Source organism: Kitasatospora sp. NBC_00039 (assembly GCF_045160625.1).
GTDB lineage: Bacteria > Actinomycetota > Actinomycetes > Streptomycetales > Streptomycetaceae > Kitasatospora.
This window is the reverse complement of the sequence record NZ_CP108289.1, coordinates 5325376-5348105: the sequence shown is the minus strand read 5'-3', so window position 1 is coordinate 5348105 and position 22730 is coordinate 5325376. Positions and strand designations below refer to the sequence as shown.

Annotated in this window: 36 protein-coding genes; all 36 read right to left on the bottom strand. The window is 67.6% G+C overall.

The features are described 5' to 3' along the window. Positions 1-36 precede the first annotated feature (36 nt). Positions 37-1401, bottom strand: coding sequence for a phosphoglucosamine mutase (gene glmM, locus OG286_RS23855; protein WP_396321451.1), 1365 nt, complete (start codon positions 1399-1401; stop codon positions 37-39). Between the two features lie 175 nt (positions 1402-1576). Then, the gene (gene rpsI, locus OG286_RS23850; protein WP_148644401.1) at positions 1577-2080 is read right to left on the bottom strand and encodes a 30S ribosomal protein S9; all 504 of its coding nucleotides are present in this window, start codon (positions 2078-2080) and stop codon (positions 1577-1579) included. A 46-nt stretch (positions 2081-2126) separates the two neighbouring features. Further along, positions 2127-2570: a 50S ribosomal protein L13 gene (gene rplM / locus OG286_RS23845; RefSeq protein WP_014136251.1), complete on the bottom strand. Its 444-nt coding sequence runs from the start codon at positions 2568-2570 to the stop codon at positions 2127-2129. A gap of 210 nt (positions 2571-2780) precedes the next feature. Beyond that, complete coding sequence (locus OG286_RS23840; RefSeq protein ID WP_396321452.1) at positions 2781-4439, bottom strand: ABC-F family ATP-binding cassette domain-containing protein; 1659 nt, start codon at positions 4437-4439, stop codon at positions 2781-2783. A 41-nt stretch (positions 4440-4480) separates the two neighbouring features. Beyond that, complete coding sequence (gene truA, locus OG286_RS23835; protein ID WP_396321453.1) at positions 4481-5383, bottom strand: tRNA pseudouridine(38-40) synthase TruA; 903 nt, start codon at positions 5381-5383, stop codon at positions 4481-4483. A gap of 94 nt (positions 5384-5477) precedes the next feature. After that, positions 5478-5960 (bottom strand): 50S ribosomal protein L17, encoded by a 483-nt coding sequence (gene rplQ, locus OG286_RS23830; RefSeq protein WP_396321454.1) that lies wholly within the window; start codon positions 5958-5960, stop codon positions 5478-5480. Positions 5961-6087: 127 nt separating this feature from the next. Then, positions 6088-7110 (bottom strand): DNA-directed RNA polymerase subunit alpha, encoded by a 1023-nt coding sequence (locus tag OG286_RS23825; RefSeq protein WP_030055844.1) that lies wholly within the window; start codon positions 7108-7110, stop codon positions 6088-6090. A 130-nt stretch (positions 7111-7240) separates the two neighbouring features. Beyond that, positions 7241-7648: a 30S ribosomal protein S11 gene (rpsK, locus tag OG286_RS23820; protein WP_030232513.1), complete on the bottom strand. Its 408-nt coding sequence runs from the start codon at positions 7646-7648 to the stop codon at positions 7241-7243. 72 nt (positions 7649-7720) lie between these two features. Beyond that, complete coding sequence (gene rpsM / locus OG286_RS23815) at positions 7721-8101, bottom strand: 30S ribosomal protein S13 (protein WP_030232510.1); 381 nt, start codon at positions 8099-8101, stop codon at positions 7721-7723. A 180-nt stretch (positions 8102-8281) separates the two neighbouring features. After that, positions 8282-8395: a 50S ribosomal protein L36 gene (gene rpmJ / locus OG286_RS23810; RefSeq protein WP_003956441.1), complete on the bottom strand. Its 114-nt coding sequence runs from the start codon at positions 8393-8395 to the stop codon at positions 8282-8284. A 33-nt stretch (positions 8396-8428) separates the two neighbouring features. Continuing rightward, positions 8429-8650 carry a translation initiation factor IF-1 gene (infA, locus tag OG286_RS23805; protein ID WP_003956442.1) on the bottom strand — a complete coding sequence of 74 codons (222 nt, stop codon included), beginning with the start codon at positions 8648-8650 and terminating at the stop codon, positions 8429-8431. Between the two features lie 182 nt (positions 8651-8832). After that, positions 8833-9258: a large conductance mechanosensitive channel protein MscL gene (mscL, locus tag OG286_RS23800; protein WP_396321455.1), complete on the bottom strand. Its 426-nt coding sequence runs from the start codon at positions 9256-9258 to the stop codon at positions 8833-8835. 128 nt (positions 9259-9386) lie between these two features. After that, positions 9387-10226 (bottom strand): type I methionyl aminopeptidase, encoded by an 840-nt coding sequence (gene map, locus OG286_RS23795; protein WP_396321456.1) that lies wholly within the window; start codon positions 10224-10226, stop codon positions 9387-9389. Between the two features lie 130 nt (positions 10227-10356). Further along, complete coding sequence (locus tag OG286_RS23790) at positions 10357-11010, bottom strand: adenylate kinase (protein ID WP_396321457.1); 654 nt, start codon at positions 11008-11010, stop codon at positions 10357-10359. Next, on the bottom strand, positions 11010-12320 hold the full coding sequence (secY, locus tag OG286_RS23785; RefSeq protein ID WP_396321458.1) for a preprotein translocase subunit SecY: 1311 nt from the start codon (positions 12318-12320) through the stop codon (positions 11010-11012). Before secY ends, OG286_RS23790 begins: the two co-directional genes overlap by 1 nt. 318 nt (positions 12321-12638) lie before the next feature. Further along, a complete protein-coding gene (rplO, locus tag OG286_RS23780) occupies positions 12639-13091 on the bottom strand; it encodes a 50S ribosomal protein L15 (protein WP_396321459.1) in 453 nt (150 codons plus the stop codon). Between the two features lies 1 nt (position 13092). Further along, complete coding sequence (rpmD, locus tag OG286_RS23775; RefSeq protein ID WP_030300409.1) at positions 13093-13275, bottom strand: 50S ribosomal protein L30; 183 nt, start codon at positions 13273-13275, stop codon at positions 13093-13095. Next, on the bottom strand, positions 13275-13898 hold the full coding sequence (rpsE, locus tag OG286_RS23770; RefSeq protein ID WP_030055834.1) for a 30S ribosomal protein S5: 624 nt from the start codon (positions 13896-13898) through the stop codon (positions 13275-13277). The genes rpmD and rpsE overlap by 1 nt, the downstream gene beginning before the upstream one ends. A 48-nt stretch (positions 13899-13946) precedes the next feature. Continuing rightward, entirely contained in the window at positions 13947-14330 is a 384-nt protein-coding gene (gene rplR, locus OG286_RS23765; RefSeq protein ID WP_209414075.1) for a 50S ribosomal protein L18, read from the bottom strand. A 3-nt stretch (positions 14331-14333) separates the two neighbouring features. Continuing rightward, complete coding sequence (gene rplF / locus OG286_RS23760; protein WP_329488120.1) at positions 14334-14873, bottom strand: 50S ribosomal protein L6; 540 nt, start codon at positions 14871-14873, stop codon at positions 14334-14336. A gap of 22 nt (positions 14874-14895) precedes the next feature. Further along, entirely contained in the window at positions 14896-15303 is a 408-nt protein-coding gene (gene rpsH / locus OG286_RS23755) for a 30S ribosomal protein S8 (RefSeq protein ID WP_030232489.1), read from the bottom strand. A gap of 268 nt (positions 15304-15571) precedes the next feature. Beyond that, entirely contained in the window at positions 15572-15757 is a 186-nt protein-coding gene (locus tag OG286_RS23750) for a type Z 30S ribosomal protein S14 (protein WP_030393303.1), read from the bottom strand. A gap of 4 nt (positions 15758-15761) precedes the next feature. Next, positions 15762-16331 carry a 50S ribosomal protein L5 gene (gene rplE / locus OG286_RS23745; RefSeq protein ID WP_209414071.1) on the bottom strand — a complete coding sequence of 190 codons (570 nt, stop codon included), beginning with the start codon at positions 16329-16331 and terminating at the stop codon, positions 15762-15764. Continuing rightward, positions 16331-16642 (bottom strand): 50S ribosomal protein L24, encoded by a 312-nt coding sequence (rplX, locus tag OG286_RS23740; RefSeq protein WP_030055828.1) that lies wholly within the window; start codon positions 16640-16642, stop codon positions 16331-16333. Before rplX ends, rplE begins: the two co-directional genes overlap by 1 nt. Before the next feature lie 15 nt (positions 16643-16657). Further along, positions 16658-17029, bottom strand: coding sequence for a 50S ribosomal protein L14 (gene rplN / locus OG286_RS23735; protein WP_030393301.1), 372 nt, complete (start codon positions 17027-17029; stop codon positions 16658-16660). Positions 17030-17131: 102 nt separating this feature from the next. Continuing rightward, a complete protein-coding gene (rpsQ, locus tag OG286_RS23730) occupies positions 17132-17404 on the bottom strand; it encodes a 30S ribosomal protein S17 (protein ID WP_030055826.1) in 273 nt (90 codons plus the stop codon). Then, on the bottom strand, positions 17404-17628 hold the full coding sequence (gene rpmC / locus OG286_RS23725; protein ID WP_063348970.1) for a 50S ribosomal protein L29: 225 nt from the start codon (positions 17626-17628) through the stop codon (positions 17404-17406). Before rpmC ends, rpsQ begins: the two co-directional genes overlap by 1 nt. After that, entirely contained in the window at positions 17628-18047 is a 420-nt protein-coding gene (gene rplP / locus OG286_RS23720; RefSeq protein ID WP_030393299.1) for a 50S ribosomal protein L16, read from the bottom strand. The genes rpmC and rplP overlap by 1 nt, the downstream gene beginning before the upstream one ends. A gap of 4 nt (positions 18048-18051) precedes the next feature. Next, positions 18052-18885, bottom strand: a complete 834-nt coding sequence (gene rpsC / locus OG286_RS23715; protein ID WP_396321460.1) for a 30S ribosomal protein S3 — start codon at positions 18883-18885, stop codon at positions 18052-18054. Beyond that, complete coding sequence (gene rplV / locus OG286_RS23710; protein WP_045304593.1) at positions 18885-19232, bottom strand: 50S ribosomal protein L22; 348 nt, start codon at positions 19230-19232, stop codon at positions 18885-18887. The genes rpsC and rplV overlap by 1 nt, the downstream gene beginning before the upstream one ends. 50 nt (positions 19233-19282) lie before the next feature. Further along, positions 19283-19564: a 30S ribosomal protein S19 gene (gene rpsS / locus OG286_RS23705; protein ID WP_030055821.1), complete on the bottom strand. Its 282-nt coding sequence runs from the start codon at positions 19562-19564 to the stop codon at positions 19283-19285. An 11-nt stretch (positions 19565-19575) separates the two neighbouring features. Beyond that, on the bottom strand, positions 19576-20412 hold the full coding sequence (rplB, locus tag OG286_RS23700; protein WP_063348968.1) for a 50S ribosomal protein L2: 837 nt from the start codon (positions 20410-20412) through the stop codon (positions 19576-19578). A gap of 43 nt (positions 20413-20455) precedes the next feature. Beyond that, positions 20456-20773: a 50S ribosomal protein L23 gene (rplW, locus tag OG286_RS23695; RefSeq protein WP_030280768.1), complete on the bottom strand. Its 318-nt coding sequence runs from the start codon at positions 20771-20773 to the stop codon at positions 20456-20458. Then, the gene (gene rplD / locus OG286_RS23690) at positions 20773-21450 is read right to left on the bottom strand and encodes a 50S ribosomal protein L4 (protein ID WP_396321461.1); all 678 of its coding nucleotides are present in this window, start codon (positions 21448-21450) and stop codon (positions 20773-20775) included. The genes rplW and rplD overlap by 1 nt, the downstream gene beginning before the upstream one ends. Before the next feature lie 4 nt (positions 21451-21454). Next, the gene (gene rplC / locus OG286_RS23685) at positions 21455-22102 is read right to left on the bottom strand and encodes a 50S ribosomal protein L3 (protein ID WP_380435912.1); all 648 of its coding nucleotides are present in this window, start codon (positions 22100-22102) and stop codon (positions 21455-21457) included. Between the two features lie 14 nt (positions 22103-22116). Beyond that, positions 22117-22425, bottom strand: a complete 309-nt coding sequence (gene rpsJ / locus OG286_RS23680; RefSeq protein WP_012785157.1) for a 30S ribosomal protein S10 — start codon at positions 22423-22425, stop codon at positions 22117-22119. Between the last annotated feature and the right edge of the window lie 305 nt (positions 22426-22730).

Here is a 22730-nt window from a genome sequence, read left to right as displayed (position 1 = left end):
TACGAACCGGCGGGGGCCTTCGTCACGAACGGGCCGTCAGCCCAGGTGTGTCCGGACCGCCTCGGCCAGCCGCTCGGCGACGGCCTTGGCCTGCACCTGGTCGGCGGCCTCGACCATCACCCGGACCAGCGGCTCGGTGCCGGACGGGCGCAGCAGCACCCGGCCGGTGGTGCCCAGCTCGGCCTCCGCCTCGGCGACCGCGGCCGCCAGCTCCTCGCTGGTCTTCACCCGGCTCTTGTCGACGCCCTTGACGTTGATCAGCAGCTGCGGCAGCCGGGACATCACGGCGGCCAGGTCGGCCAGCGGCTGCTTGGTCGCGGCCAGCCGGGCGCCCAGCATCAGGCCGGTCAGGGTGCCGTCGCCGGTGGTGGCGTGGTCGAGCAGGATGACGTGGCCGGACTGCTCGCCGCCCAGCGCGAAGCCGTGCTCCTTCATCGCCTCCAGCACGTAGCGGTCGCCGACGGCGGTCTGCACCAGCTCGATGCCCTCGCGCTCCATCGCCAGCTTGAAGCCCAGGTTGGACATCACGGTGGCGACGGCGGTGTTGCGCCGCAGCGTGCCGGCCTCCTTCATGGCGACCGCCAGGATCGCGATGATCTGGTCGCCGTCGACCTCGTTGCCGTCCGCGTCGGCGGCCAGGCAGCGGTCGGCGTCGCCGTCGAGCGCGATGCCGAGGTCGGCCCGGTACTCCTTCATGGTGGCGCGAAGCCGGTCCAGGTGGGTGGAGCCGACGCCGTCGTTGATGTTGAGGCCCGTGGGCTCCGCCCCCAGGGTGTGGACGACCTCGGCGCCGGCCCGGGCGAAGGCCTCGGGGGCGACGTAGGCGGCCGCGCCGTGGGCGCCGTCGATGACGACCCGGACGCCGTCCAGGCGGTTCGGCAGCACGCCGATCAGGTGGGCGACGTACTTGTCGAAACCCTCGGTGTACTCACGGACCCGGCCGACGGCGGAGCCGGTCGGACGCTTCCACTCGTCACTTCCGACGGAGTACGTCCGGTAGTGGGTCTCGATGGCGTCCTCGATGCGGTCGTCCAGCTTGTGGCCGCCGCGGGCGAGGAACTTGATGCCGTTGTCCGGCATGGCGTTGTGGCTCGCGGAGAGCATCACGCCGAAGTCGGCGCCGAGCGCGCCGGTGAGGTACGCCACCGCCGGGGTGGGCAGCACGCCGACCCGCAGTACGTCGACGCCCGCGCTGGCCAGGCCGGCGATGACCGCGGCCTCCAGGAACTCGCCCGAGGCCCGCGGGTCGCGGCCGACCACCGCGACCGGCCGGTGGCCGTCGAAGGCCCCCGCCTCACCGAGTACGTGCGCCGCCGCGACCGACAGCCCGAGCGCCAGCTCGGCCGTCAGCCCCTCGTTGGCGACACCGCGTACGCCGTCCGTACCGAAGAGTCGTCCCACAGTCCCGTCCTCCATCGCCGCTGCCGGCAGTGATCCGGCAGTAAATCCGATCGAACCCCGGCCTCCGCACCGTGGCAGGGGAGCACGACGCCCCGGAGTACACGGGGTACTCCGGGGCGTGAGAGCGCAACCAGGGGTGTGCACCACCAGGGCGGCACACACCCCTCGGGCGCGACTAGCGCTTGCTGTACTGCGGCGCCTTGCGGGCCTTCTTGAGACCGGCCTTCTTGCGCTCGACGGCACGCGCGTCACGCATCAGGAAACCGGCCTTCTTGAGGGCGGCGCGGTTGTTGTCCACGTCGGCCTCGTTCAGGGCACGGGCGACGCCGAGGCGCAGCGCGTAGGCCTGACCGGAGGTGCCGCCACCCGAGATGCGGGCGACGACGTCGTAACGACCGTCGAGCTCCAGCAGCTTGAAGGGCTCGTTCACGGTCTGCTGGTGCACCTTGTTGGGGAAGTAGTTCTCCAGGGTGCGACCGTTGATCTTCCAGACGCCGGTGCCGGGAACGATGCGCACGCGGGCGATCGCCTCCTTGCGACGGCCAAGGCCGGCGCCGGGGACGGCCTCGCCGAAGCGACCGGCCAGCGACTCGGAGGTGTAGCTCTCCTCGGAGGTGTACTCGCCCTCGACGACAGTCTCGTCGAAGTCGACCTCAAGGGTTTCAGTGGTCTCGGCCACGGTGTTCCTCAGCTCTTTTCAGTGTTGGGGGGCTAGGTGGCCGGAGTTACTGCGCGACCTGGGTGATCTCGAACGGCACCGGCTGCTGGGCAGCGTGCGGGTGCTGGTCGCCCGAGTAGACCTTCAGCTTCGAGAGCATCTGGCGGCCCAGGGAGTTCTTGGGGACCATGCCCTTGATGGCCTTCTCGACGGCCTTCTCCGGGTTGTTCGCCAGGAGGTCGTCGTAACGGACCGAGCGGAGACCGCCCGGGAAACCGCTGTGGCGGTACGCCAGCTTCTGGGTCTTCTTGTTACCCGACAGGTGCACCTTGTCCGCGTTGATGATGATGACGAAGTCACCGGTGTCAACGTGCGGCGCGTAGATCGCCTTGTGCTTACCCCGGAGGAGGTTGGCGGCCTGGGAGGCCAGGCGGCCGAGCACGACGTCGGTCGCGTCGATGACGTGCCACTGACGCTGGACGTCGCCGGGCTTGGGGCTGTACGTACGCACGGTCGTAGCCTCTGCTTTTCAGTGAGTGAGTCCTGACAGGAGCACCTGGTCGAGCGCATCAGCCTGGCCGCCTTGGACGCAATTCAAGGGGGGCCGCTGGGTGGTCGACCTGGTATCTCCGGCGTACCGACCTCTCACGTGAGATAGAGCGAGCCAATACGCACAACAAGCACCCAGCCTACCGGCCCGCCCCGGGTGGGTCAAAAACGGTCAGCGATCGCGCTCGACCCGGGTGACGTCCCACACCGGCTCGGACGACTCGTAGACCCGGCCGTCGGCGCCGAACACCAGGAATCGGTCGAAGGTCCTGGCGAACCAGCGGTCGTGCGTGACGCAGAGCACCGTGCCGTCGAAGGCCTCCAGCCCGGCCTGCAGCGCCTCGGCGCTCTCCAGGTCCAGGTTGTCGGTCGGCTCGTCGAGCAGGAGGGCCGTCACACCCGAGAGTTCGAGCTTGAGGATCATCAGCCGGGCCTGCTGCCCGCCGGACAGCGACTCGAACTTCTGCTCCTCCTGCCGGTCCAGCTCGTAACGGCGCAGCGCGCCCATCGCGGCGCCGCGGCTGAGGGCGTGCTCCTCCTCGACGATCGAGCGGACCGTCCGGCCGAACAGCTCGGGATGGGCGTGGGTCTGCCGGAAGTGGCCCGGCACGACCCGGGCGCCGGTCTTCCACGTACCGGTGTGCGCGACCGTCTCGTCCCCGGCGAGCAGCCGCAGGAAGTGCGACTTGCCGGAGCCGTTGGAGCCCAGCACGCCGACCCGCTCGCCGTAGAAGACCTCCAGGTCGAACGGCTTCATCAGCCCGGTGAGCTCCAGCTGCTCCATGGTGAAGGAGCGCACGCCGGTGCGCCCGCCCTTGAGCCGCATGGTGATGCTCTGCTCGCGCGGGGGCTCCTCCGGGCGGCCGGCCTCCTCGAACTTCTTCAGCCGCGTCTGGGCGGCGGCGTAGCGGGTGGCGAGCGCATGGCTGACGGAAGCCGCCTGGCGCAGCGTGACGACCAGCTTCTTGAGCTTGGCGTGCTCCTCGTCCCAGCGCCGGCCGAGCTCCTCGAACCGCGCGAAGCGGTCCTTGCGGGCCTCGTGGAAGGAGTCGAATCCGCCGCCGTGCACCCAGACGCTGCTGCCGGCCGCGCCGGACTCGACGCTGATGATCTTCTCGGCGGTGTGCGAGAGCAGCTCGCGGTCGTGCGAGATGTACAGCACGGTCTTCGAGGTGGCCTTGATGGCCTCCTCCAGCCAGCGCTTGCCCGGCACGTCCAGGTAGTTGTCCGGCTCGTCCAGCAGCAGCACCTCTTCGGGGCCGCGCAGCAGCGCCTCCAGGACCAGGCGCTTCTGCTCCCCTCCGGAGAGGGTGTTCAGGCCGCGCCACTGGGCCTTGTCGAAGGGCATTCCGAGGGCCGCCATGGTGCAGACGTCCCAGTCGGTCTCGTAGTCGTAGCCGCCGACGTCGGCCCAGTCGGAGAGCGCCTGGGCATAGGCCATCTGCGTCTTCTCGTCGTCCTGGGCGATCATCGCCAGCTCGGCGGCGTCGACCGCGCGGGCCGCGAGCGCGATCCGCTCGGGGGCGACGGAGACCAGCAGGTCACGGACGGAGGCGTCGGCGGGCAGCGCGCCCGGCGTCTGCGACTGGTCCTCGCGGCCGGTGGTGCCGACGAACTGGCGCATCACGCCGAGTCCGCCGCTGATCGTCACCGTGCCGCCGTGCGGCTGGATGTCGCCCGCGATCATGCGCAGCAGCGTGGTCTTTCCGGCGCCGTTGGCGCCCACCAGGGCGACCGCGGCGCCCTCGCCGACCCGGAAGGACGCGTCGTCGAACAGCACCCGCCCGTCCGGCAGGTAGTACTCCAGGTGCGAAATCTCGACGTGTCCCATGAGGGAGATTGTCCCAAGTCGCGGCCGTGGGCCAAAACGGATTACGGCTGCCCCGGCAGCGTGCGGATCCGGCGGGCCAGCCGGCTGCGCTCGGCGAGCTGGTCGTCGGCCGGGTATCCGACCTCCTCCAGCGTCAGCCCGTACGGCCGGATCACGTTGACGGCGGAGTTGCGCACCCCGCCGGCCAGCACCTCGCCGGGGAACTCCACCGGCCGGTGGCCGTCACCGACCAGCAGCATCGCGCCGACCAGCGCCCGCACCATGTTGTGGCAGAAGGCGTCGGCCCGGACGGTGGCGACCGCCAGCGAGCCCTCCTGCGAGGCGTAGGCGTCCACCGGGACGCGGTCCCAGTGCAGCTCCAGCAGGGTGCGGATGGTGGTCGCGCCCTCGCGCTTCTTGCAGTAGGCGGCGAAGTCGTGCTCGCCCAACAGCAACTCGGCCGCGGCGTTCATCTTCCCGACGTCCAGCGGCCGGTCGTGCCAGAGCACGTGCCCGCGCAGCAGCGGGTCCACCCCGCCGGGGTGGTCGGCGACCCGGTAGGCGTACCGGCGCCAGATGGCGGAGAAGCGGGCGTCGAAGCCGGCCGGGGCCTCGCCGAGCCGGTAGATCCGGACGTCCCCGGGCAGCCGCCCTGCCAGCCGCCGCAGCAGCTTCTCCCGATGCTCGGCCCACAGCCCGGCCGGCAGGTCGACGTGCGCGACCTGGCCGCGGGCGTGCACTCCGGCGTCGGTGCGGCCGGCGACGGTCAGCGGGTACAGCTCGGTGCTGCGGGTGACGATCTGCAGCGCGGTCTCGATCTCCTCCTGCACCGTCCGCCGGCCGCCGCGCTGGCGGGCCCAGCCGGAGAACTCGGCGCCGTGGTAGGCGAGGTCGAGCCGGATCCGGACGTACCCGTCCGCCGGACCGTCCTTCACCGGCGGCCGCTCGGCGCAATCGTTGACCACTGCTTCTCTCCCCGGACTGCTTCTTCTACCCAAAGACGAGGAACGGGCCCGCTCCCCCACGGATGGGAGAACGGGCCCGCAACACCTGGAGGTGTCAGGCCTGCTCGGCGGCCTCGGCCTCGTCGGCCTTGGTCTCGACGGCGGCGGCGGCCTCGTCGGCCTCCTTGACGGCGCGCTTGGTGGCGCCCTCGGCCTCGCCGACGGCGGTCTGCGCGACGGTCAGCGCCTCGACCAGCTCGATCACGGCCATCGGGGCGTTGTCGCCACGACGGCCACCGATCTTGGTGATGCGGGTGTAGCCACCCGGGCGGTTCTCGTAGCGCGGCGCGATCTCGGTGAAGAGAGTGTGCAGCACGGAGATGTCGGTGATCGTCTTGCGAACCAGGCGACGGTTGTGGATGTCGCCCTTCTTCGCCTTGGTGATCAGCTTCTCCGCCAGCGGGCGCATCCGACGGGCCTTGGCCTCGGTCGTGGTGATGCGGCCGTACTGGAAGAGCTCCCGGCACAGACCGGCGAGCAGCAGCGGCTCGTGGTGCGGGCCGCCGCCGAGGCGGGCACCCTTGGTGGGACGCGGCATGGATTACTCCTTGAATCTCCGACTACGGCCGTATCAGGTACCGCAGCGGGCGTACGGGCACTGTTGCCCGTACGACTTTCGCGACGACGGGGGCGGCTCCGTGGAACCGCCCCCGCGGCCAAATCTCTTAGTACTGCTCGGTCTCCGCGTAACCCGCGTCGTCCAGGTCGTCGGCGCCGAAGGCGTCGGCGGCGGCGGTCGGGTCGAACCCGGGCGGGCTGTCCTTGAGCGCCAGGCCCATGCCGGCCAGCTTCGCCTTGACCTCGTCGATCGACTTCGCACCGAAGTTGCGGATGTCGAGCAGGTCGGCCTCGGAGCGGGCGACGAGCTCACCCACGGTGTGGATGCCCTCGCGCTTGAGGCAGTTGTACGACCGAACGGTGAGCTCCAGCTCCTCGATCGGCAGCGCCAGGTCGGCGGCCAGGGCGGCGTCCGTCGGGGACGGGCCCATGTCGATGCCCTCGGCGTCGATGTTCAGCTCGCGGGCGAGACCGAACAGCTCCACCAGGGTCTTGCCGGCCGAGGCCATGGCGTCACGCGGGCGCATGGCGGGCTTGGTCTCGACGTCGACGATCAGCTTGTCGAAGTCGGTCCGCTGCTCGACACGGGTGGCCTCGACCTTGTAGGTGACCTTCAGCACGGGGCTGTAGATCGAGTCGACCGGGATGCGGCCGATCTCCTGGCCGGAGGCCTTGTTCTGGACGGCGGAGACGTAGCCGCGGCCGCGCTCGACGGTCAGCTCCATCTCCAGCTTGCCCTTGCCGTTCAGCGTGGCAAGGACCAGCTCGGGGTTGTGGACCTCGACACCGGCCGGCGGGGCGATGTCGGCGGCGGTGACCACACCCGGGCCCTGCTTGCGCAGGTACATCACGACCGGCTCGTCGTGCTCCGAGGAGACGACAAGCTGCTTGATGTTGAGGATGAGGTCGGTCACGTCCTCCTTGACGCCCGGCACGGTGGTGAACTCGTGCAGGACACCGTCGATGCGGATGCTGGTGACAGCAGCGCCGGGGATCGACGAGAGGAGGGTGCGGCGCAGGGAGTTGCCGAGGGTGTAGCCGAAGCCCGGCTCCAGCGGCTCGATCACGAACCGCGAGCGGAATTCGTCGACGACCTCTTCGGTCAGCGAGGGACGCTGAGCGATCAGCATGTTTTCAGATCCTCCAGTTGTCTTCGGCACCCACTATTTGATGCCGAACAGAACCAGCGTACGGGCTCCCGTCCAAAACGGGAGCCCGTACGAGGTTTAAAGCAGTACCCGCGTGCCCGAAGGCGCTGCGTCAGACGCGGCGGCGCTTCGGCGGACGGCAGCCGTTGTGCGGGGTGGGGGTGACGTCCTGGATCGAGCCGACCTCCAGGCCGGTGGCCTGGAGCGAACGGATCGCGGTCTCGCGGCCGGAGCCCGGACCCTTCACGAAGACGTCAACCTTGCGCATGCCGTGCTCCTGCGCGCGACGGGCAGCGGCCTCCGCGGCCATCTGCGCGGCGAACGGGGTGGACTTGCGCGAGCCCTTGAAGCCGACGTGGCCGGCAGAGGCCCAGGAGATCACGTTGCCCGCGGGGTCGGTGATCGAAACGATGGTGTTGTTGAACGTGCTCTTGATGTGCGCGTGGCCGTGAGCGACGTTCTTCTTTTCCTTGCGGCGGATCTTCTTCGCGCCGGCAGCCTGACGACCCTTGGGGGGCATAAGTCTGTTCTCCTACTGAGGTGGTCGGTCCGCTGACCCGCGGGCCGGAGGGATGTCCGGTTACGGGACGGACTACTTCTTGCCCGGCTTCTTCTTGCCGGCAATCGCGCGACGCGGGCCCTTGCGGGTACGCGCGTTGGTGTGGGTGCGCTGACCGCGGACCGGCAGGCCACGGCGGTGACGCAGACCCTCGTAGCAGCCGATCTCGACCTTGCGGCGGATGTCGGCGGCCACCTCACGGCGGAGGTCACCCTCGACCGTGTAGTTGGCGTCGATGTACTGGCCCAGCTTGACGAGGTCTTCCTCGGAGATGTCGCGAACGCGGACATCCGGGTTGACACCGGTCTCGGCCAGGGTCTGCTGGGCGCGGGTACGGCCGATGCCGTACACGTACGTAAGGGCGATCTCGATCCGCTTCTCACGGGGGAGATCAACGCCGGCGAGGCGTGCCATTCAAGGCTCCTGTGGTTCTTCAGAGGTCTTGCGTGCTACCTACTCCGACACCTCACGGTGAGGGAGCCCCGGCCTCTGACCGGGGGCGGCAGTCCGCCCTGCGAAGGGCGGATCGGGTAGCCCGCTTATGACGTTTTCGCGTCGCGCGAAGTACTACGAGAAATGCTGGGGGGAGAGCAATCAGCCCTGGCGCTGCTTGTGGCGCAGGTTGTCGCAGATCACCATGACCCGACCGTGACGGCGGATCACCTTGCACTTGTCGCAGATCTTCTTGACGCTCGGCTTGACCTTCATGTCTCAGGTTCTCCGGGTCTAGATCTGACGTTGTTACTTGTAGCGGTAGACGATCCGGCCGCGCGTGAGGTCGTAGGGGCTGAGCTCCACGACGACCCGGTCGTCCGGCAGGATGCGGATGTAGTGCATACGCATCTTGCCGCTGATGTGCGCGAGGACCTTGTGACCGTTCTGCAGCTCGACCTTGAACATCGCGTTCGGAAGAGACTCGATCACGGTGCCCTCGATCTCAATGGCGCCTTGCTTCTTAGCCATGAACTGCGAGATCCACCTTCCGGGACCGGCTACCGTATGCGGCACGCTCGTGCGAACCTGGGTTCACCCCGACCCGCTAGGGAAGAGGGCGTGCTGAAGCACGCTACGAGTGAGCCGACGGTCCATCCTACGCCAGCCCGTGGGATGCGCCAAAACCGGGGCCGGATCGTCGACGCACGGCGTCAGCGCTGCGCGACGACCATCAGCGGCTCGACGTGCGCGGTGCAGGCGGAGCAGCGGCGGGCGGCCTCGGGGATCTCGGTCAGGCACTCGGGGCAGGGGCGCTTCGGGGTCTTCGGCTTCTTCGGCATGTACCGGGCGGTGGCCTTGGTGACCGGCAGCACGACGCAGAAGTACAGCACCGCGGCGGTCATGAAGAACGCGATCAACACGTTGAGGAACTGGCCGTACGGGAACGTGACACCGGCCACCACGGCCTTGTAGGAGCTGAAGTCGCCGGCCGCGCCGACCACCACGCCCACCAGCGGGGTGAGGAACGCCGACACGAAGCCGGTCACCACCCCGGTGAAGGCGGCACCGATGACGACACCGACCGCCATGTCGACCACGTTGCCGCGCATCATGAAGTCGCGGAATCCCTTGAGCACTGCTCTCTCCTGCCGTTCGAAGCCGCTGAAGCCACTGCCAGCCGATAAAAATAGGACGAAAGCCCTGGAGGTCCAAACCTCCAGGGCTCTGATCCTCTGTCAGACGCGGCAGTCGGCCGCCTCGGCCACTACGCCAACGGGTCCGGAGCTGCGGTGATGCCCAGCTTCGCCAGCTCGGCCCGGCCTCCGTCGAAGGCAGTCAGCACCAGCGGACCCTGCTCCGTCACGGCCACCGAGTGCTCCCAGTGCGAGGCCCAGGTGCCGTCGTTGGTCACGACGGTCCACTCGTCCTCCAGCACGGTGGTGTGCGGGGTGCCGAGCGAGACCATGGGCTCGATCGCCAGCACGGTGCCGGGGACCAGCTTGGGGCCCTTGCCGCGACCGCGCTCGACGTAGTTCAGCACGTGCGGCTCCATGTGCATCGCGGTGCCGATGCCGTGGCCGCCGTAGCCCTCGGTGATGCCCCACTTGCCCTTGGGGGGCAGCGGCTGGCGGCGGATGAAGCCCTCGATCGCCTTGGAGACGTCGACCAGGCGGTTGCCCTTCTTCATCTGGGCGATGCCGGCCCACATCGAGCCCTCGGTCACCCTGCTCAGCATCTCCACCTCGGGCCGGACCTCGCCGACCGCCACGGTGATCGCCGCATCGCCGTGCCAGCCGTCCAGGATGGCACCGCAGTCGATCGAGATGACGTCGCCCTCCTGCAGCACCCGGTCGCCGGGGATGCCGTGGACGACCTCGTTGTTCACCGAGGCGCAGATCACCCCGGGGAACCAGAGCCCGCCGTGGTGGGCGCGGAAGTTCGAGGTGGCGCCGTGGTCGGTGATGACCTTGTCGGCGACGTCGTTGAGCTCCTGGGTGGTCACCCCCGGAGCGACCGCCTCGCGGCAGGCCTTGAGCGCCTCGGCGACGACCAGCCCGGCCGCTCGCATCTTCGCGATCTGCTCGGGGGTCTTGATCTCCACCATCTGGTCACGCCTTCCTTGGGTTCCCGCCCGGTCCTTGCCGGGCGGCCGTGCACTCGTTCCACCGTACGACGCCGTACGGCCGCGCTGCCCCGGGGAAGGGGAGCGCGGCCGTACGTACGTGTCCGGAAACTCAGCTGTCCTGCTTCAGCGCCCCGATCGCGCGCTGGGTGACCTCGTCCACCTTGCCGAGGGCCGGGATCGTCGCCACCAGGCCCTGCTGGGCGTAGTAGTCGATGATCGGCTCGGTCTCCGTGTGGTAGACCTCCAGGCGCGTGCGCACCTTCTCCTCGGTGTCGTCCGAGCGCTGGTACAGCTCGCCGCCGCACTCGTCGCAGACGCCCTCGGTCTTCGGCGGGTTGTAGTCCACGTGGAACACGTGGCCGCCGTCGTTGCGGCAGAGCCGCCGGCCGGCGATGCGCCGGACGACCTCGTCCTCGGGGACCTCGAGGTCCAGCACGCCGTCCAGCGCGATGCCCTGCTCCGCGAGGAACTCGTCCAGCGCCTTGGCCTGGCCGAGGTTGCGGGGGAAGCCGTCGAGCAGGAAGCCCTTGGCGGCGTCGGGCTGGAGCATGCGGTCCTTGGCCATCCCGATGGTGACCTCATCCGGTACCAGGCGACCCGCGTCCATGTAGCTCTTGGCCTCGAGCCCCAGCGGGGTGCCCTGACCGATGTTGGCGCGGAACAGGTCGCCGGTGGAGATGTGGGGGATGGACAGGGTCTTGGCGAGCAGGTGCGCCTGAGTACCCTTCCCGGCCCCGGGAGGCCCGACGAGGACGATACGCATCAGCGGAGGAACCCTTCGTAATTGCGCTGCTGGAGCTGGCTCTCGATCTGCTTCACAGTTTCGAGTCCGACGCCGACGACGATGAGAACACTGGTGCCGCCGAACGGGAAGTTGGTCTGCTGTCCGAAGGCGACCAGGGCGATCATCGGGATCAACGCGATCAGGCCCAGGTAGAGCGAACCCGGCCACGTGATGCGGGTGAGCACGTAGTTCAGGTACTCGGCCGTCGGTCGGCCGGCCCGGATGCCCGGGATGAACCCACCATACTTCTTCATATTGTCGGCAACTTCTTCGGGGTTGAAGGAGATCGCGACGTAGAAGAAGGCGAAGAAGACGATCAGCAGGAAGTAGGTCGCCATGTAGATCGGGTGGTCACCCTTGACGAAGTTCGTCCTGATCCAGACCGCCCAGCTCGCCTGGCTGTTGGTCAGCTGGACCACAAGCGCGGGGATGTACAGCAGGGACGAGGCGAAGATGACCGGGATGACACCGGCCTGGTTCACCTTGAGCGGGATGTAGGTCGAGGTGCCGCCGAAGGCCCGCCGCCCGATCATCCGCTTCGCGTACTGGACGGGGATCCGGCGCTGGGCCTGCTCCACGAAGATGACCAGCATCACAACGATGATGCCGACCGCGACCACGGAGAGGAACTCGACCCAGCCGCCGCCGATGGTGCCGGACTTCTTGATCGCCCACATCGACGAGGGGAACTGCGCCGCGATCGAGGTGAAGATCAGCAGCGACATGCCGTTGCCGATGCCGCGGTCGGTGATCAGCTCGCCGAGCCACATGATGAAGGTGGTGCCGGCGGTCATGGTCAGCACCATGACCGCGATCCGGAACACCCCGGTGTCGGGCACGATCTGGTTGCCCACCGGGCAGTTGGAGAACAGCGCACCGCTGGAGGCCGTCGCCACGATGCCGGTGCCCTGGAGCACGGCGAGCGCGATGGTCAGGTACCGGGTGTACTGGGTGATCTTGGCGGTACCGGCCTGCCCTTCCTTCTTCAGCGCCTCGAGCCGCGGGATCACGACGGTGAGGAGCTGGAGGATGATGCTGGCCGTGATGTACGGCATGATGCCGAGCGCGAAGATCGTCAGCTGCAGGAGCGCGCCACCGCTGAACAGGTTGACGAGCCCGAAGAGGCCGGTGTTGTTGGCCTGCTTCACACAGGTGTTGACGGCCTGGAAGTCCACCCCGGGTACCGGGATGTGGGAGCCCAGCCGGAACAGCACCATGATGCCCAGCGTGAACAGCAGCTTCTTGCGCAGGTCGGGCGTCTGGAACGCCCGCGCGAACGCACTGAGCACGGTGCCTCCTGCGCCTCCCGCGCGTCGTCGGCGGGAGGGTCGGTCCTGAATGGGGAGTTTTCGGTTCGGGCCCCCGTACAGACGGCACAGGCGAGCCTACGCGCAGCCTACAAGGGAACTCCACGGACTCTAACAGTGCGCGGCCACTCGAAAGAAGCGCGTACGGCCCCTCCCCCACTCACGGGGTACGGGATGCCCGGGTTTGCCACACAAAAGAACGAGGCCCGCACCTACCGGGGAGCGGGCCGCCGGCGGCGGGAAAAGCACGAGCCCCGCACCTCCCGGAGGAGGTGCGGGGCTCGTGGGAAGTCAGCGGGCTCAGACGAGCTCGGTGACGGTACCGCCGGCGGCGGTGATCTTCTCGGCGGCGGAGCCGGAGACGGCGTCCACCGTCACCTGCAGGGCAACCGAGATCTCGCCGGTGCCGAGCACCTTGACGAGGGAGTTCTTGCGAACCGCGCCCTTGGCGACCAGGCCCTCGACGGTGACCTCGCCACCCTGCGGGTAGAGCTCGGCCAGCTTGTCGAGGTTGACAACCTGGAACGTGATCTTGAACGGGTTCTTGAAGCCCTTCAGCTTCGGCAGGCGCATGTGGAGCGGCATCTGGCCACCCTCGAAGCGCTGCGGAACCTGGTAGCGGGCCTTGGTGCCCTTGGTACCACGACCGGCGGTCTTACCCTTGGAGCCTTCACCACGACCGACACGGGTCTTGGCGGTCTTGGCACCCGGGGCGGGACGCAGGTTGTGCACCTTGATCGGCGAGTCAGCCATCTCAGTCCACCTCCTCGACCGTGACGAGGTGACGCACGGTCTGGGCCATCCCGCGGATCTCGGGACGGTCCTCCTTGACGACCACATCGTGCATGCGCTTCAGACCCAGCGAGCGCAGCGTCTCGCGGTGGTTCTGCTTGCTGCCGATGTAGGACTTGGTCTGCGTGATCTTCAGGCGAGCCATCAGGCGCTCACCCCTGCAGCACGAGCCCGCAGCAGAGCGGCGGGAGCCACGTCCTCCAGCGGCAGGCCACGACGGGCGGCGATCTCCTCGGGGCGCACGAGGCCCTTCAGAGCGGCCACGGTGGCGTGCACGATGTTGATCGCGTTGTCGGAGCCGAGCGACTTCGACAGGATGTCGTGGATACCGGCGCACTCCAGCACGGCACGCACCGGGCCACCGGCGATAACACCGGTACCGGGGGCAGCCGGCTTCAGGAGCACGACGCCGGCAGCCTTCTCGCCCTGGATCGGGTGCGGGATGGTGCCCTGGATACGGGGGACCTTGAAGAAGTTCTTCTTGGCCTCCTCAACACCCTTGGCGATGGCGGCCGGAACCTCCTTCGCCTTCCCGTAACCGACACCCACGGTGCCGTCACCGTCGCCCACCACGACCAGCGCGGTGAAGCTGAAACGACGACCACCCTTGACAACCTTGGCGACACGGTTGATCGCAACGACACGCTCGACGTAAGCGGTCTTCTCGACGGCGGGGGCGTTACCCCGGTCGTCACGCTTACGGTCGCGCCGCTCGCCACCGCCGGTGCCGCCGCCGGCGCCGCTACCGCGGCGCTGGGGTCCAGCCATTGGAATTACCTCTCTCGATTACGTCCGTCGACTGAGCCGACGAGCGGCTTAGAAGTCGAGCCCGGCCTCACGGGCAGCATCGGCCAGAGCGGCGATGCGGCCTGCGTACCGGTTGCCCGCGCGGTCGAAGACGACCGACTCGATGCCGGCGGCCTTGGCGCGCTCGGCGACCAGGCTCCCGACCTTCTTGGCCAGCTCGGTCTTGTCGCCCTCGACGCCCTTGATGGACACGTCGAGAGTGGACGCCGACGCCAGGGTGTGACCCTTGGCGTCGTCGATGACCTGGGCGACCATGTGACGGTTCGAGCGCGTCACGACGAGGCGCGGACGCACCTCGGTGCCGACGACGCGCTTGCGAACGCGGATCGCGCGGCGCTTGCGAGCGGCGCTCTTGTAGGCGTTGCCCTTGCCGATCTTGACAGAGACGCTCATCGCTTACTTACCACTCTTTCCGACCTTGCGGCGGATGACCTCGCCCGCGTACTTGACGCCCTTGGCCTTGTACGGGTCGGGCTTGCGCAGCTTGCGGATCTTTGCGGCGACCTCGCCGACCTTCTGCTTGTCGATACCGTCCACGTGGAACTTGGTGGCCGACTCGACGACGAAGGTGATGCCCTCAGGGGCCTCGACCAGGATCGGGTGGCTGTAGCCCAGCTGGAACTCCATGTTGGAGCCCTTCGCCAGAACTCGGTAGCCGACGCCGCTGATCTCCAGCGACTTGCGGTAGCCCGCGGTCACGCCGGTGATCATGTTCGCCACCAGCGTGCGGGAAAGGCCGTGCAGGGCCTTCGACAGACGCTCGTCGTTGGGGCGGGTGACGAGCAGCGTGCCGTCCTCGCCCTTGCCGATCTCGATCGGCGCGGCGACGTGGTGGGTGAGGGAGCCCTTCGGGCCCTTCACCGAGACCGCCTGGCCATCGATGGTGACGTCCACGCCGGCGGGAACCGGGATGGGCAGCCGTCCAATGCGCGACATTGCTGTACCTCCGTTTCCCGAATTACCAGACGTAGGCGAGAACTTCTCCGCCTACGCCCTTCTTGGCAGCCTGCTTGTCGGTGAGGAGACCGGAGGACGTGGAGATGATCGCCACGCCCAGGCCGCCGAGCACCTTCGGCAGGTTGGTGGACTTTGCGTAGACCCGCAGGCCCGGCTTGCTGATCCGCTTGATGCCAGCGATCGAGCGCTCACGGTTGGGGCCGAACTTGAGCTCGATGGTCAGCTTCTTGCCGACCTCGCCCTCAACGGGCTCCTCAACCTTGTAGGAGGAGATGTACCCCTCCTGCTGCAGGATCTGGGCGACGTGCGCCTTGATCTTGCTGGCCGGCATCGCCACGGTGTCGTGGTACGCCGAGTTCGCGTTACGCAGACGCGTGAGCATGTCTGCGATGGGGTCGGTCATGGTCATGATGGCCTCAGGCCTCTCTCGCCGTGGTTTCTCCGCGCCAGGTCCCCCTGCCGCACTCCGAGGAGTGCGGCAGGGGCACAGACGCAGGGGACCTGCGGCGTCGTAAGACTGGGTGCGAGCCCTCCGAAGAGGGTCGACGGCAGCTATGGAGCTCCCGCGACAGGGGGCCCGACCTCACTACCTTACGGGATTCCGTACGTAGCCCCAAAAAGGGGCGCTGTGGGATCGGGCACACCTGCTTCGCTATGGCGTTACCGCGAGGTCCTGACTACCAGGAGCTCTTGGTCACGCCCGGCAGCTCGCCGCGGTGGGCCATCTCACGGAGGCACACACGGCAGAGGCCGAACTTGCGGTACACCGAGTGCGGACGGCCGCAGCGCTGGCACCGGGTGTAGGCCCGGACGCCGAACTTCGGCTTCCGCTCGGCCTTCGCGATGAGGGACTTCTTCGCCATTGGCTCACGCCTCCTTGAACGGGAAGCCCAGAGCACGCAGGAGCGCCCGGCCCTCGTCGTCGGTCTGAGCGGTGGTCACGACGGTGATGTCCATACCGCGCTGACGGTCGACCTTGTCCTGGTCGATCTCGTGGAACATAACCTGCTCGGTCAGACCGAACGTGTAGTTGCCACGGCCGTCGAACTGCTTGGGGGAGAGACCACGGAAGTCACGGATACGCGGCAGGGCCAGCGTCACCAGACGGTCCAGGAACTCCCACATGCGGTCACCACGGAGGGTGACGTGGGTGCCGATCGGCTGGCCCTCGCGCAGCTTGAACTGCGCGATGGACTTGCGAGCCTTGGTCACGGCCGGCTTCTGACCGGTGATCGCGGTCAGGTCGCGGATCGCGCCCTCGATCAGCTTGCTGTCACGGGCGGCCTCGCCGACACCCATGTTGACGACGACCTTGACCAGGCCGGGCGTCAGCATGACGTTCTCGTACGAGAACTGCTCCTGCAGCTGACCCTTGATCTCGGAGTTGTAACGCTCCTTGAGACGGGGGGTCACCTTCTCAACAGACGTCTCAGACATCAGATGTCCTCACCGGTTCGCTTGGCAACGCGGATCTTGTTGCCCTCGTCATCGAAGCGGTAGCCCACGCGGGTGACGACCTTCTTGCCGTCCTTCTCCACGACCAGCTGGACGTTGGAGACGTGCACCGGGGCCTCGACGGTGACAATGCCACCCTGAGTGCCCGGGCCCGGCTTGGTGTGCTTCTTGACCCGGTTCACACCCTCGACCAGGACCTTGTTCTCGGCGGGCATGGCCTGGATGACCTTGCCCTGCTTGCCGCGGTCCTTGCCGGTGATGACCTGGACCAGGTCACCCTTCTTGATCTTCATGCTGTTCGCCATGGGTTAGAGCACCTCCGGCGCAAGCGAGATGATCTTCATGAACTTCTTGTCGCGCAGCTCGCGGCCCACCGGGCCGAAGATGCGGGTACCGCGGGGGTCACCGTCGGTGTTCTTGAGAACGACAGCGGCGTTCTCGTCGAACCGGATGTACGAACCGTCGGGACGACGGCGCGACTTCACGGTACGGACGACGACGCACTTGACGACGTCACCCTTCTTCACCGAACCGCCGGGGATCGCGTCCTTGACGGTGGCGACGATGACGTCCCCGATACCGGCGTAGCGGCGACCGGAGCCACCGAGAACGCGGATGCAAAGGATTTCCTTCGCGCCCGTGTTGTCGGCGACACGCAGTCGCGACTCCTGCTGGATCACAGCTTTCTCCTGATCGTCAACGAGAGCTGACGGGCCGGCCGCTGCTCACACCAGCGCCCGCAAGGGGCCTGGTGCACATACGGCCGTACCGCATCAACTTCGTTACTTGGCCTTCTCGAGGATCTCGACGACGCGCCAGCGCTTCGTCGCGGACAGCGGGCGGGTCTCCGCGAGGAGGACCCGGTCGCCGATGCCGCAGGCGTTCGCCTCGTCGTGCGCCTTCAGCTTGTTCGTACGGCGGATGACCTTGCCGTACAGCGCGTGCTTGACGCGGTCCTCGACGGCGACGACGACGGTCTTGTCCATCTTGTCGCTGACGACGAGGCCCTCACGGGTCTTGCGGAAACCGCGCGTCTCGTTGGTGTTCTCAGTCATCAGGCGTTCTCCACCGTCTCGATGCCCAGCTCGCGCTCGCGCATCAGGGTGTAGATCCGCGCGATGTCCTTACGGACGAGCTTGAGCCGTCCGTGGTTGTCGAGCTGCCCGGTCGCCGCCTGGAAGCGGAGGTTGAACAGCTCCTCCTTGGCCTCACGGAGCTTGGCAACGAGACCCTCGTTGTCCAGCTCGCGGAGGTCAGCAGCCTTGGTGCCGGCCGACATCAGCTCTCACCTGCCTCGCGCCGGATGATCCGGCACTTCATCGGGAGCTTGTGAGCTGCGCGGGTCAGCGCCTCACGAGCCACCTTCTCGTTGGGGTACGACAGCTCGAACATGACCCGACCCGGGTGCACGTTCGCGATCCACCACTCGGGCGAACCCTTACCGGAACCCATGCGGGTCTCGGCCGGCTTCTTGGTGAGCGGACGGTCCGGGTAGATGTTGATCCAGACCTTGCCGCCACGCTTGATGTGACGGGTGACGGCGATACGAGCGGACTCGATCTGCCGGTTCGTCACGTAGGCCGGGGTGACGGCCTGGATGCCGTACTCGCCGAAGGCGAGCTCGGTGCCACCCTTGGAGGCGCCACGGCGCTTCGGGTGGTGCTGCTTGCGGTGCTTGACCCGACGGGGGATCAGCATTGGGTCAGGCCTCCGTTCCGGTGTTCTCGGCAGCCGGCGTGTCGACCGTCGCCGGGGCCCCCTGAGACGCTGCGGCCTCGGCGGCGGGACGACGGCCACGGCCACCACGCTCGCCACCACGGCGCTCGCCACCGCGGGCGGGACGACCACCCTCGGGACGGGCCGGACGGTTGCCCGAGCGGGCAGCGGCGTTCTCAGCGCGGACCTCGGCGATGTTCTTGACGTCGCCCTTGTAGATCCAGACCTTCACGCCGATGCGGCCGAAGGTCGTCTTGGCCTCGAAGAAGCCGTAGTCGACGTTCGCGCGCAGGGTGTGCAGCGGCACACGGCCCTCGCGGTAGAACTCCGAACGGCTCATCTCGGCGCCGCCGAGACGACCGGAGCACTGGACCTTGATGCCCTTGGCGCCGGACTTCATGGTGCCCTGCATCGACTTGCGCATGGCACGGCGGAAGGAGACGCGGGAGGACAGCTGCTCCGCGACGCCCTGAGCCACGAGCTGGGCGTCCAGCTCGGGGTTCTTGACCTCGAGGATGTTCAGCTGGACCTGCTTGCCGGTCAGCTTCTCGAGGTCGCCGCGGATGCGGTCGGCCTCGGTGCCACGGCGGCCGATGACGATGCCGGGGCGAGCGGTGTGGATGTCAACGCGGACGCGGTCGCGGGTGCGCTCGATCTCGACCTTGGAGATGCCGGCGCGCTCCATGCCCTTCGTCATCATGCGACGAATGGCGACGTCTTCCTTGACGTAGTCCTTGTACAGCTTGTCGGCGTACCAGCGGGACTTGAAGTCCGTGCTGATGCCGAGGCGGAACCCGTGCGGGTTAACCTTCTGGCCCATTACCGGGTCCCTTCCTTGCTGCTGACGACCACGGTGATGTGGCTGGTCCGCTTGCGGATCCGGTAGGCACGGCCCTGGGCACGCGGACGGAACCGCTTCAGGGTCGGGCCCTCGTCAACGTACGCCTCGCTGATGACGAGGTCGTCCACGTTGGAGTGGTTGTAGTTGTGCGCGGCGTTGGCAATGGCGCTGTCGAGCACCTTGCCGACCGGCACGGTCGCGGCCTGCGGAGCGAAACGCAGGACCGCCTGGGCCTCCGTGGCGTTCAGGCCACGGATGAGGTCCACCACGCGGCGGGCCTTCATGGGCGTGACGCGGATGTACCGCGCCTGGGCCCTGGCTTCCATGGTTGTCCCCTTGCTGGTGTCAGTCATTGAGTCGGTAATCTCGCCGGCGACTAGCGACGCTTCGACTTGCGGTCGTCCTTGACGTGACCGCGGAAGGTACGCGTCGGCGCGAACTCGCCGAGCTTGTGGCCGACCATCGACTCGGTGACGAACACCGGGACGTGCTTACGGCCATCGTGCACCGCGATCGTGTGGCCGAGCATGGCCGGGAAGATCACGGAGCGACGGGACCAGGTCTTGATGACGTTCTGGGTACCCGCCTCGTTCTGCGCGTCCACCTTCTTGAGAAGGTGGCCGTCAATGAAGGGGCCCTTCTTGAGACTGCGCGGCATCTGACCTGCTCCTAGCGCTTCTTGTTGGTCTTGCGGCGGCGCACGATGAGGGCGTTCGAAGCCTTCTTCGGGCTACGAGTGCGACCCTCCTTCTGGCCCCACGGCGAGACCGGGTGGCGACCACCGGAGGTCTTACCCTCACCACCACCGTGCGGGTGGTCGATCGGGTTCATGGCCACACCACGCACGGTCGGGCGGACGCCCTTCCAGCGCATACGGCCGGCCTTGCCCCAGTTGATGTTCGACTGCTCGGCGTTGCCGACCTCGCCGACGGTCGCGCGGCAGCGCGCGTCGACCAGGCGGATCTCACCGGAGGGCATGCGCAGGTGCGCCATCTTGCCCTCACGCGCCAGCAGCTGAATGCCGGCACCGGCGGAGCGGGCCATCTTGGCACCGCCACCGGGACGCAGCTCCACCGCGTGGATGGTCGTACCGACCGGGATGTTGCGAAGCGGCAGGTTGTTACCCGGCTTGATGTCGGCGCCAGCGCCGTTCTCGATCCGGTCACCCTGCGCGATGCCGCGCGGCGCGATGATGTAGCGCTTCTCGCCGTCCGCGTAGTGCAGGAGCGCGATGCGCGCGGTGCGGTTCGGGTCGTACTCGATGTGCGCGACCTTGGCCGGCACGCCGTCCTTGTCGTGACGACGGAAGTCGATCACGCGGTAGGCGCGCTTGTGTCCGCCACCCTGGTGGCGAACGGTGATCCGACCGGCGTTGTTACGGCCGCCCTTGCTGTGCAGGGGGCGAACCAGCGACTTCTCCGGCGTGGACCGCGTGATCTCTACGAAGTCGGCCACGCTGGAGCCACGACGGCCCGGCGTAGTCGGCTTGTACTTGCGGATGCCCATTTGGCTCTCTCGTCCTCGTCCTTATCGACGATCACGATCTCCGTTAGGAGACCGGACCACCGAAGATGTCGATGCGGTTGCCCTCGGCCAGCGTCACGATGGCGCGCTTGGTGTCCTTGCGCTTGCCAAAGCCCGTCTTGGAGCGCTTGCGCTTGCCCTGACGGTTGATCGTGTTGACAGCCTCGACCTTGACCGAGAAGACCGCCTCGACGGCCTGCTTGATCTGGGTCTTGTTGGCGCCCGGCGACACGATGAACGTGTACTTGTTCTCGTCGAGAAGGCTGTAGCTCTTCTCGGAGATGACCGGCTTCACCAGGACGTCACGGGGGTCCGTGAACGTCTTGCTCGTAACGTCGCTCATCAGGCGGCGCTCCCTTCGAGCTCGCCCTCAGCGGCAACGGCCTTGGCGGACGCGGCCGGACCGGCCACGAAACGCTCGAAGGCGGCCTGGGTGAAGACCACATCGTCGGAGACGAGCACGTCGTAGGTGTTCAGCTGACCGGCGTCCAGGATGTGCACGTTCGGCAGGTTACGAGCGGACTTGAGGCCCAGCTCGTCCGCACGCTCGACGACCAGGAGGACGTTCTTGCGCTCGGTGATCTTGCCGAACAGGCTCTTGGCGGCCTTGGTCGACGGCGCCTCGGTCGCGGTCACGTCGGTGATGACGTGGATGCGGTTGTGGCGGGCCCGGTCGGTGAGCGCACCGCGCAGGGCGGCGGCGATCATCTTCTTCGGGGTCCGCTGCGAGTAGTCGCGCGGCACGGGACCGTGCACGACGCCACCGCCGGCGAACTGCGGCGCACGGGTCGAGCCCTGACGGGCGCGGCCGGTGCCCTTCTGGCGGTACGGCTTCTTGCCGCCGCCGCGGACCTCGCCACGAGTCTTGGTCTTGTGGGTGCCCTGACGGGCCGCAGCGAGCTGCGCCACGACGACCTGGTGCATCAGCGGAACGCTGACCTTCGCGTCGAAGATCTCGGCCGGCAGCTCGAGGCTGCCGGTCTTGTCGCCCGAGGGCGACAGGATGTCAATGGTGCTCATATCCTCACAGCCCCTTCGCCGCGGTGCGGACGAGGACGAGGCCGCCGTTCGGGCCCGGGATTGCGCCCTTGATCAGGAGCAGCCCCTTCTCCGCGTCAACGGCATGGATGGTCAGGTTCTGGGTGGTCACACGCTCGTGGCCCATCCGGCCGGCCATCCGTACGCCCTTGAACACACGACCCGGGGTGGCGCAGCCACCGATCGAGCCGGGCGAGCGGTGCTTGCGCTGCACACCGTGACCGGCGCCGAGGCCCCGGAAGTTGTGGCGCTTCATGACACCGGCGAAGCCCTTGCCCTTGGAGGTGCCGGTCACGTCGACCTTGACACCCGCCTCGAACAGCTCCGCGGTGATCTCCTGGCCGAGGGTGTACTCGGACGCGTCCGCGGTACGGAGCTCGACCAGGTGGCGACGCGGGGTGACACCGGCCTTGGCGAAGTGACCCGCGAGGGGCTTGTTCACCTTGCGGGGGTCGATCTCGCCGAAGCCGATCTGGACGGCGTCGTAGCCGGCCGGGCTGTCGGCGGTGTGGACCTGGGTCACGACATTGGGCCCAGCCTTGACGACGGTCACCGGAACGATCCGGTTGTTCTCGTCCCAGACCTGGGTCATGCCGAGCTTCTCGCCCAGGATGCCCTTAATCTGCTTAGCCATCTTCGGTGTGCCTCTCAGAGCTTGATCTCGATGTCGACACCAGCCGGCAGGTCGAGACGCATCAGCGAGTCAACCGTCTTCGGCGTGGGGTCGAGGATGTCGATCAGACGCTTGTGAGTGCGCATCTCGAAGTGCTCGCGCGAGTCCTTGTACTTGTGCGGCGAGCGGATGACGCAGTACACGTTCTTCTCAGTGGGCAGCGGCACCGGGCCCGCGACCTGCGCACCAGTGCGAATGACGGTCTCGACGATCTTCTTCGCCGAGGAGTCAATCACCTCGTGGTCGTAGGCCTTGAGCCGGATGCGGATCTTCTGTCCCGCCATGGCTACTCAGTAGTCCTTTGTGTCGTCTGCTGCTTCTACGGCCGGATTCATCCAGGTGGACTGTGTCCGGTGGTGCCCCTGGGTGGTTACCTCCGACCCCCGCGCTCGGGCGTGTCGCCCTGTCGCTTGCAAAAAATCCGACACGAGGTTTCCCTCTGCGGATTTCCCACGGGATCGGTGAGGTCTTGCACCCACCAGGCGCCGGATCGAGGCCCCGCCCACGCTTCCCGGAAGATTCCCGTACGTCCGCCCCGCAGCTGCCGCGGTGTCGACTTCACACCACTGCGTTCACACATTTCACGTGA

Bases quoted from the DNA above. Each gene is read 5' to 3' on its own strand.
- rplP (WP_030393299.1), bottom strand. From the start codon at position 18,047: ATGCTGATCCCCCGTCGGGTCAAGCACCGCAAGCAGCACCACCCGAAG.
- rplX (WP_030055828.1), bottom strand. From the start codon at position 16,642: ATGAAGATCAAGAAGGGTGACCTGGTCCAGGTCATCACCGGCAAGGAC.
- infA (WP_003956442.1), bottom strand. From the start codon at position 8,650: ATGGCTAAGAAGCAAGGCGCCATTGAGATCGAGGGCACCGTGATCGAG.
- rplD (WP_396321461.1), bottom strand. From the start codon at position 21,450: ATGAGCACCATTGACATCCTGTCGCCCTCGGGCGACAAGACCGGCAGC.
- rpsQ (WP_030055826.1), bottom strand. From the start codon at position 17,404: ATGACTGAGAACACCAACGAGACGCGCGGTTTCCGCAAGACCCGTGAG.
- rpsE (WP_030055834.1), bottom strand. From the start codon at position 13,898: ATGGCTGGACCCCAGCGCCGCGGTAGCGGCGCCGGCGGCGGCACCGGC.
- rplB (WP_063348968.1), bottom strand. From the start codon at position 20,412: ATGGGCATCCGCAAGTACAAGCCGACTACGCCGGGCCGTCGTGGCTCC.
- rplO (WP_396321459.1), bottom strand. From the start codon at position 13,091: ATGGCTGACTCGCCGATCAAGGTGCACAACCTGCGTCCCGCCCCGGGT.
- rpmC (WP_063348970.1), bottom strand. From the start codon at position 17,628: ATGTCGGCCGGCACCAAGGCTGCTGACCTCCGCGAGCTGGACAACGAG.
- rpsJ (WP_012785157.1), bottom strand. From the start codon at position 22,425: ATGGCGGGACAGAAGATCCGCATCCGGCTCAAGGCCTACGACCACGAG.
- rplV (WP_045304593.1), bottom strand. From the start codon at position 19,232: ATGGAAGCCAGGGCCCAGGCGCGGTACATCCGCGTCACGCCCATGAAG.
- OG286_RS23840 (WP_396321452.1), bottom strand. From the start codon at position 4,439: ATGGGACACGTCGAGATTTCGCACCTGGAGTACTACCTGCCGGACGGG.
- rpmD (WP_030300409.1), bottom strand. From the start codon at position 13,275: ATGGCTCGCCTGAAGATCACGCAGACCAAGTCCTACATCGGCAGCAAG.
- rpsH (WP_030232489.1), bottom strand. From the start codon at position 15,303: ATGACCATGACCGACCCCATCGCAGACATGCTCACGCGTCTGCGTAAC.
- rplE (WP_209414071.1), bottom strand. From the start codon at position 16,331: ATGTCTGAGACGTCTGTTGAGAAGGTGACCCCCCGTCTCAAGGAGCGT.
- OG286_RS23790 (WP_396321457.1), bottom strand. From the start codon at position 11,010: ATGCGTATCGTCCTCGTCGGGCCTCCCGGGGCCGGGAAGGGTACTCAG.
- OG286_RS23825 (WP_030055844.1), bottom strand. From the start codon at position 7,110: ATGCTGATCGCTCAGCGTCCCTCGCTGACCGAAGAGGTCGTCGACGAA.
- rpsS (WP_030055821.1), bottom strand. From the start codon at position 19,564: ATGCCGCGCAGTCTCAAGAAGGGCCCCTTCATTGACGGCCACCTTCTC.
- rpsK (WP_030232513.1), bottom strand. From the start codon at position 7,648: ATGCCCCCCAAGGGTCGTCAGGCTGCCGGCGCGAAGAAGATCCGCCGC.
- OG286_RS23750 (WP_030393303.1), bottom strand. From the start codon at position 15,757: ATGGCGAAGAAGTCCCTCATCGCGAAGGCCGAGCGGAAGCCGAAGTTC.
- rpsC (WP_396321460.1), bottom strand. From the start codon at position 18,885: ATGGGCCAGAAGGTTAACCCGCACGGGTTCCGCCTCGGCATCAGCACG.
- map (WP_396321456.1), bottom strand. From the start codon at position 10,226: ATGGTGGAGATCAAGACCCCCGAGCAGATCGCGAAGATGCGAGCGGCC.
- rpsM (WP_030232510.1), bottom strand. From the start codon at position 8,101: ATGGCACGCCTCGCCGGCGTTGATCTCCCCCGTGAGAAGCGGATCGAG.
- rplC (WP_380435912.1), bottom strand. From the start codon at position 22,102: ATGGCTAAGCAGATTAAGGGCATCCTGGGCGAGAAGCTCGGCATGACC.
- rplR (WP_209414075.1), bottom strand. From the start codon at position 14,330: ATGAGCGTCTCTGTCAAGATCGGCAAGGGCAACGCCTACAAGAGCGCC.
- rplF (WP_329488120.1), bottom strand. From the start codon at position 14,873: ATGTCGCGCATTGGACGGCTGCCCATCCCGGTTCCCGCCGGCGTGGAC.
- rplQ (WP_396321454.1), bottom strand. From the start codon at position 5,960: ATGCCGCGTCCCACCAAGGGTGCCCGCCTCGGCGGCGGCCCGCACCAC.
- rpmJ (WP_003956441.1), bottom strand. From the start codon at position 8,395: ATGAAGGTCAAGCCGAGCGTCAAGAAGATCTGCGACAAGTGCAAGGTG.
- rplW (WP_030280768.1), bottom strand. From the start codon at position 20,773: ATGAGCGACGTTACGAGCAAGACGTTCACGGACCCCCGTGACGTCCTG.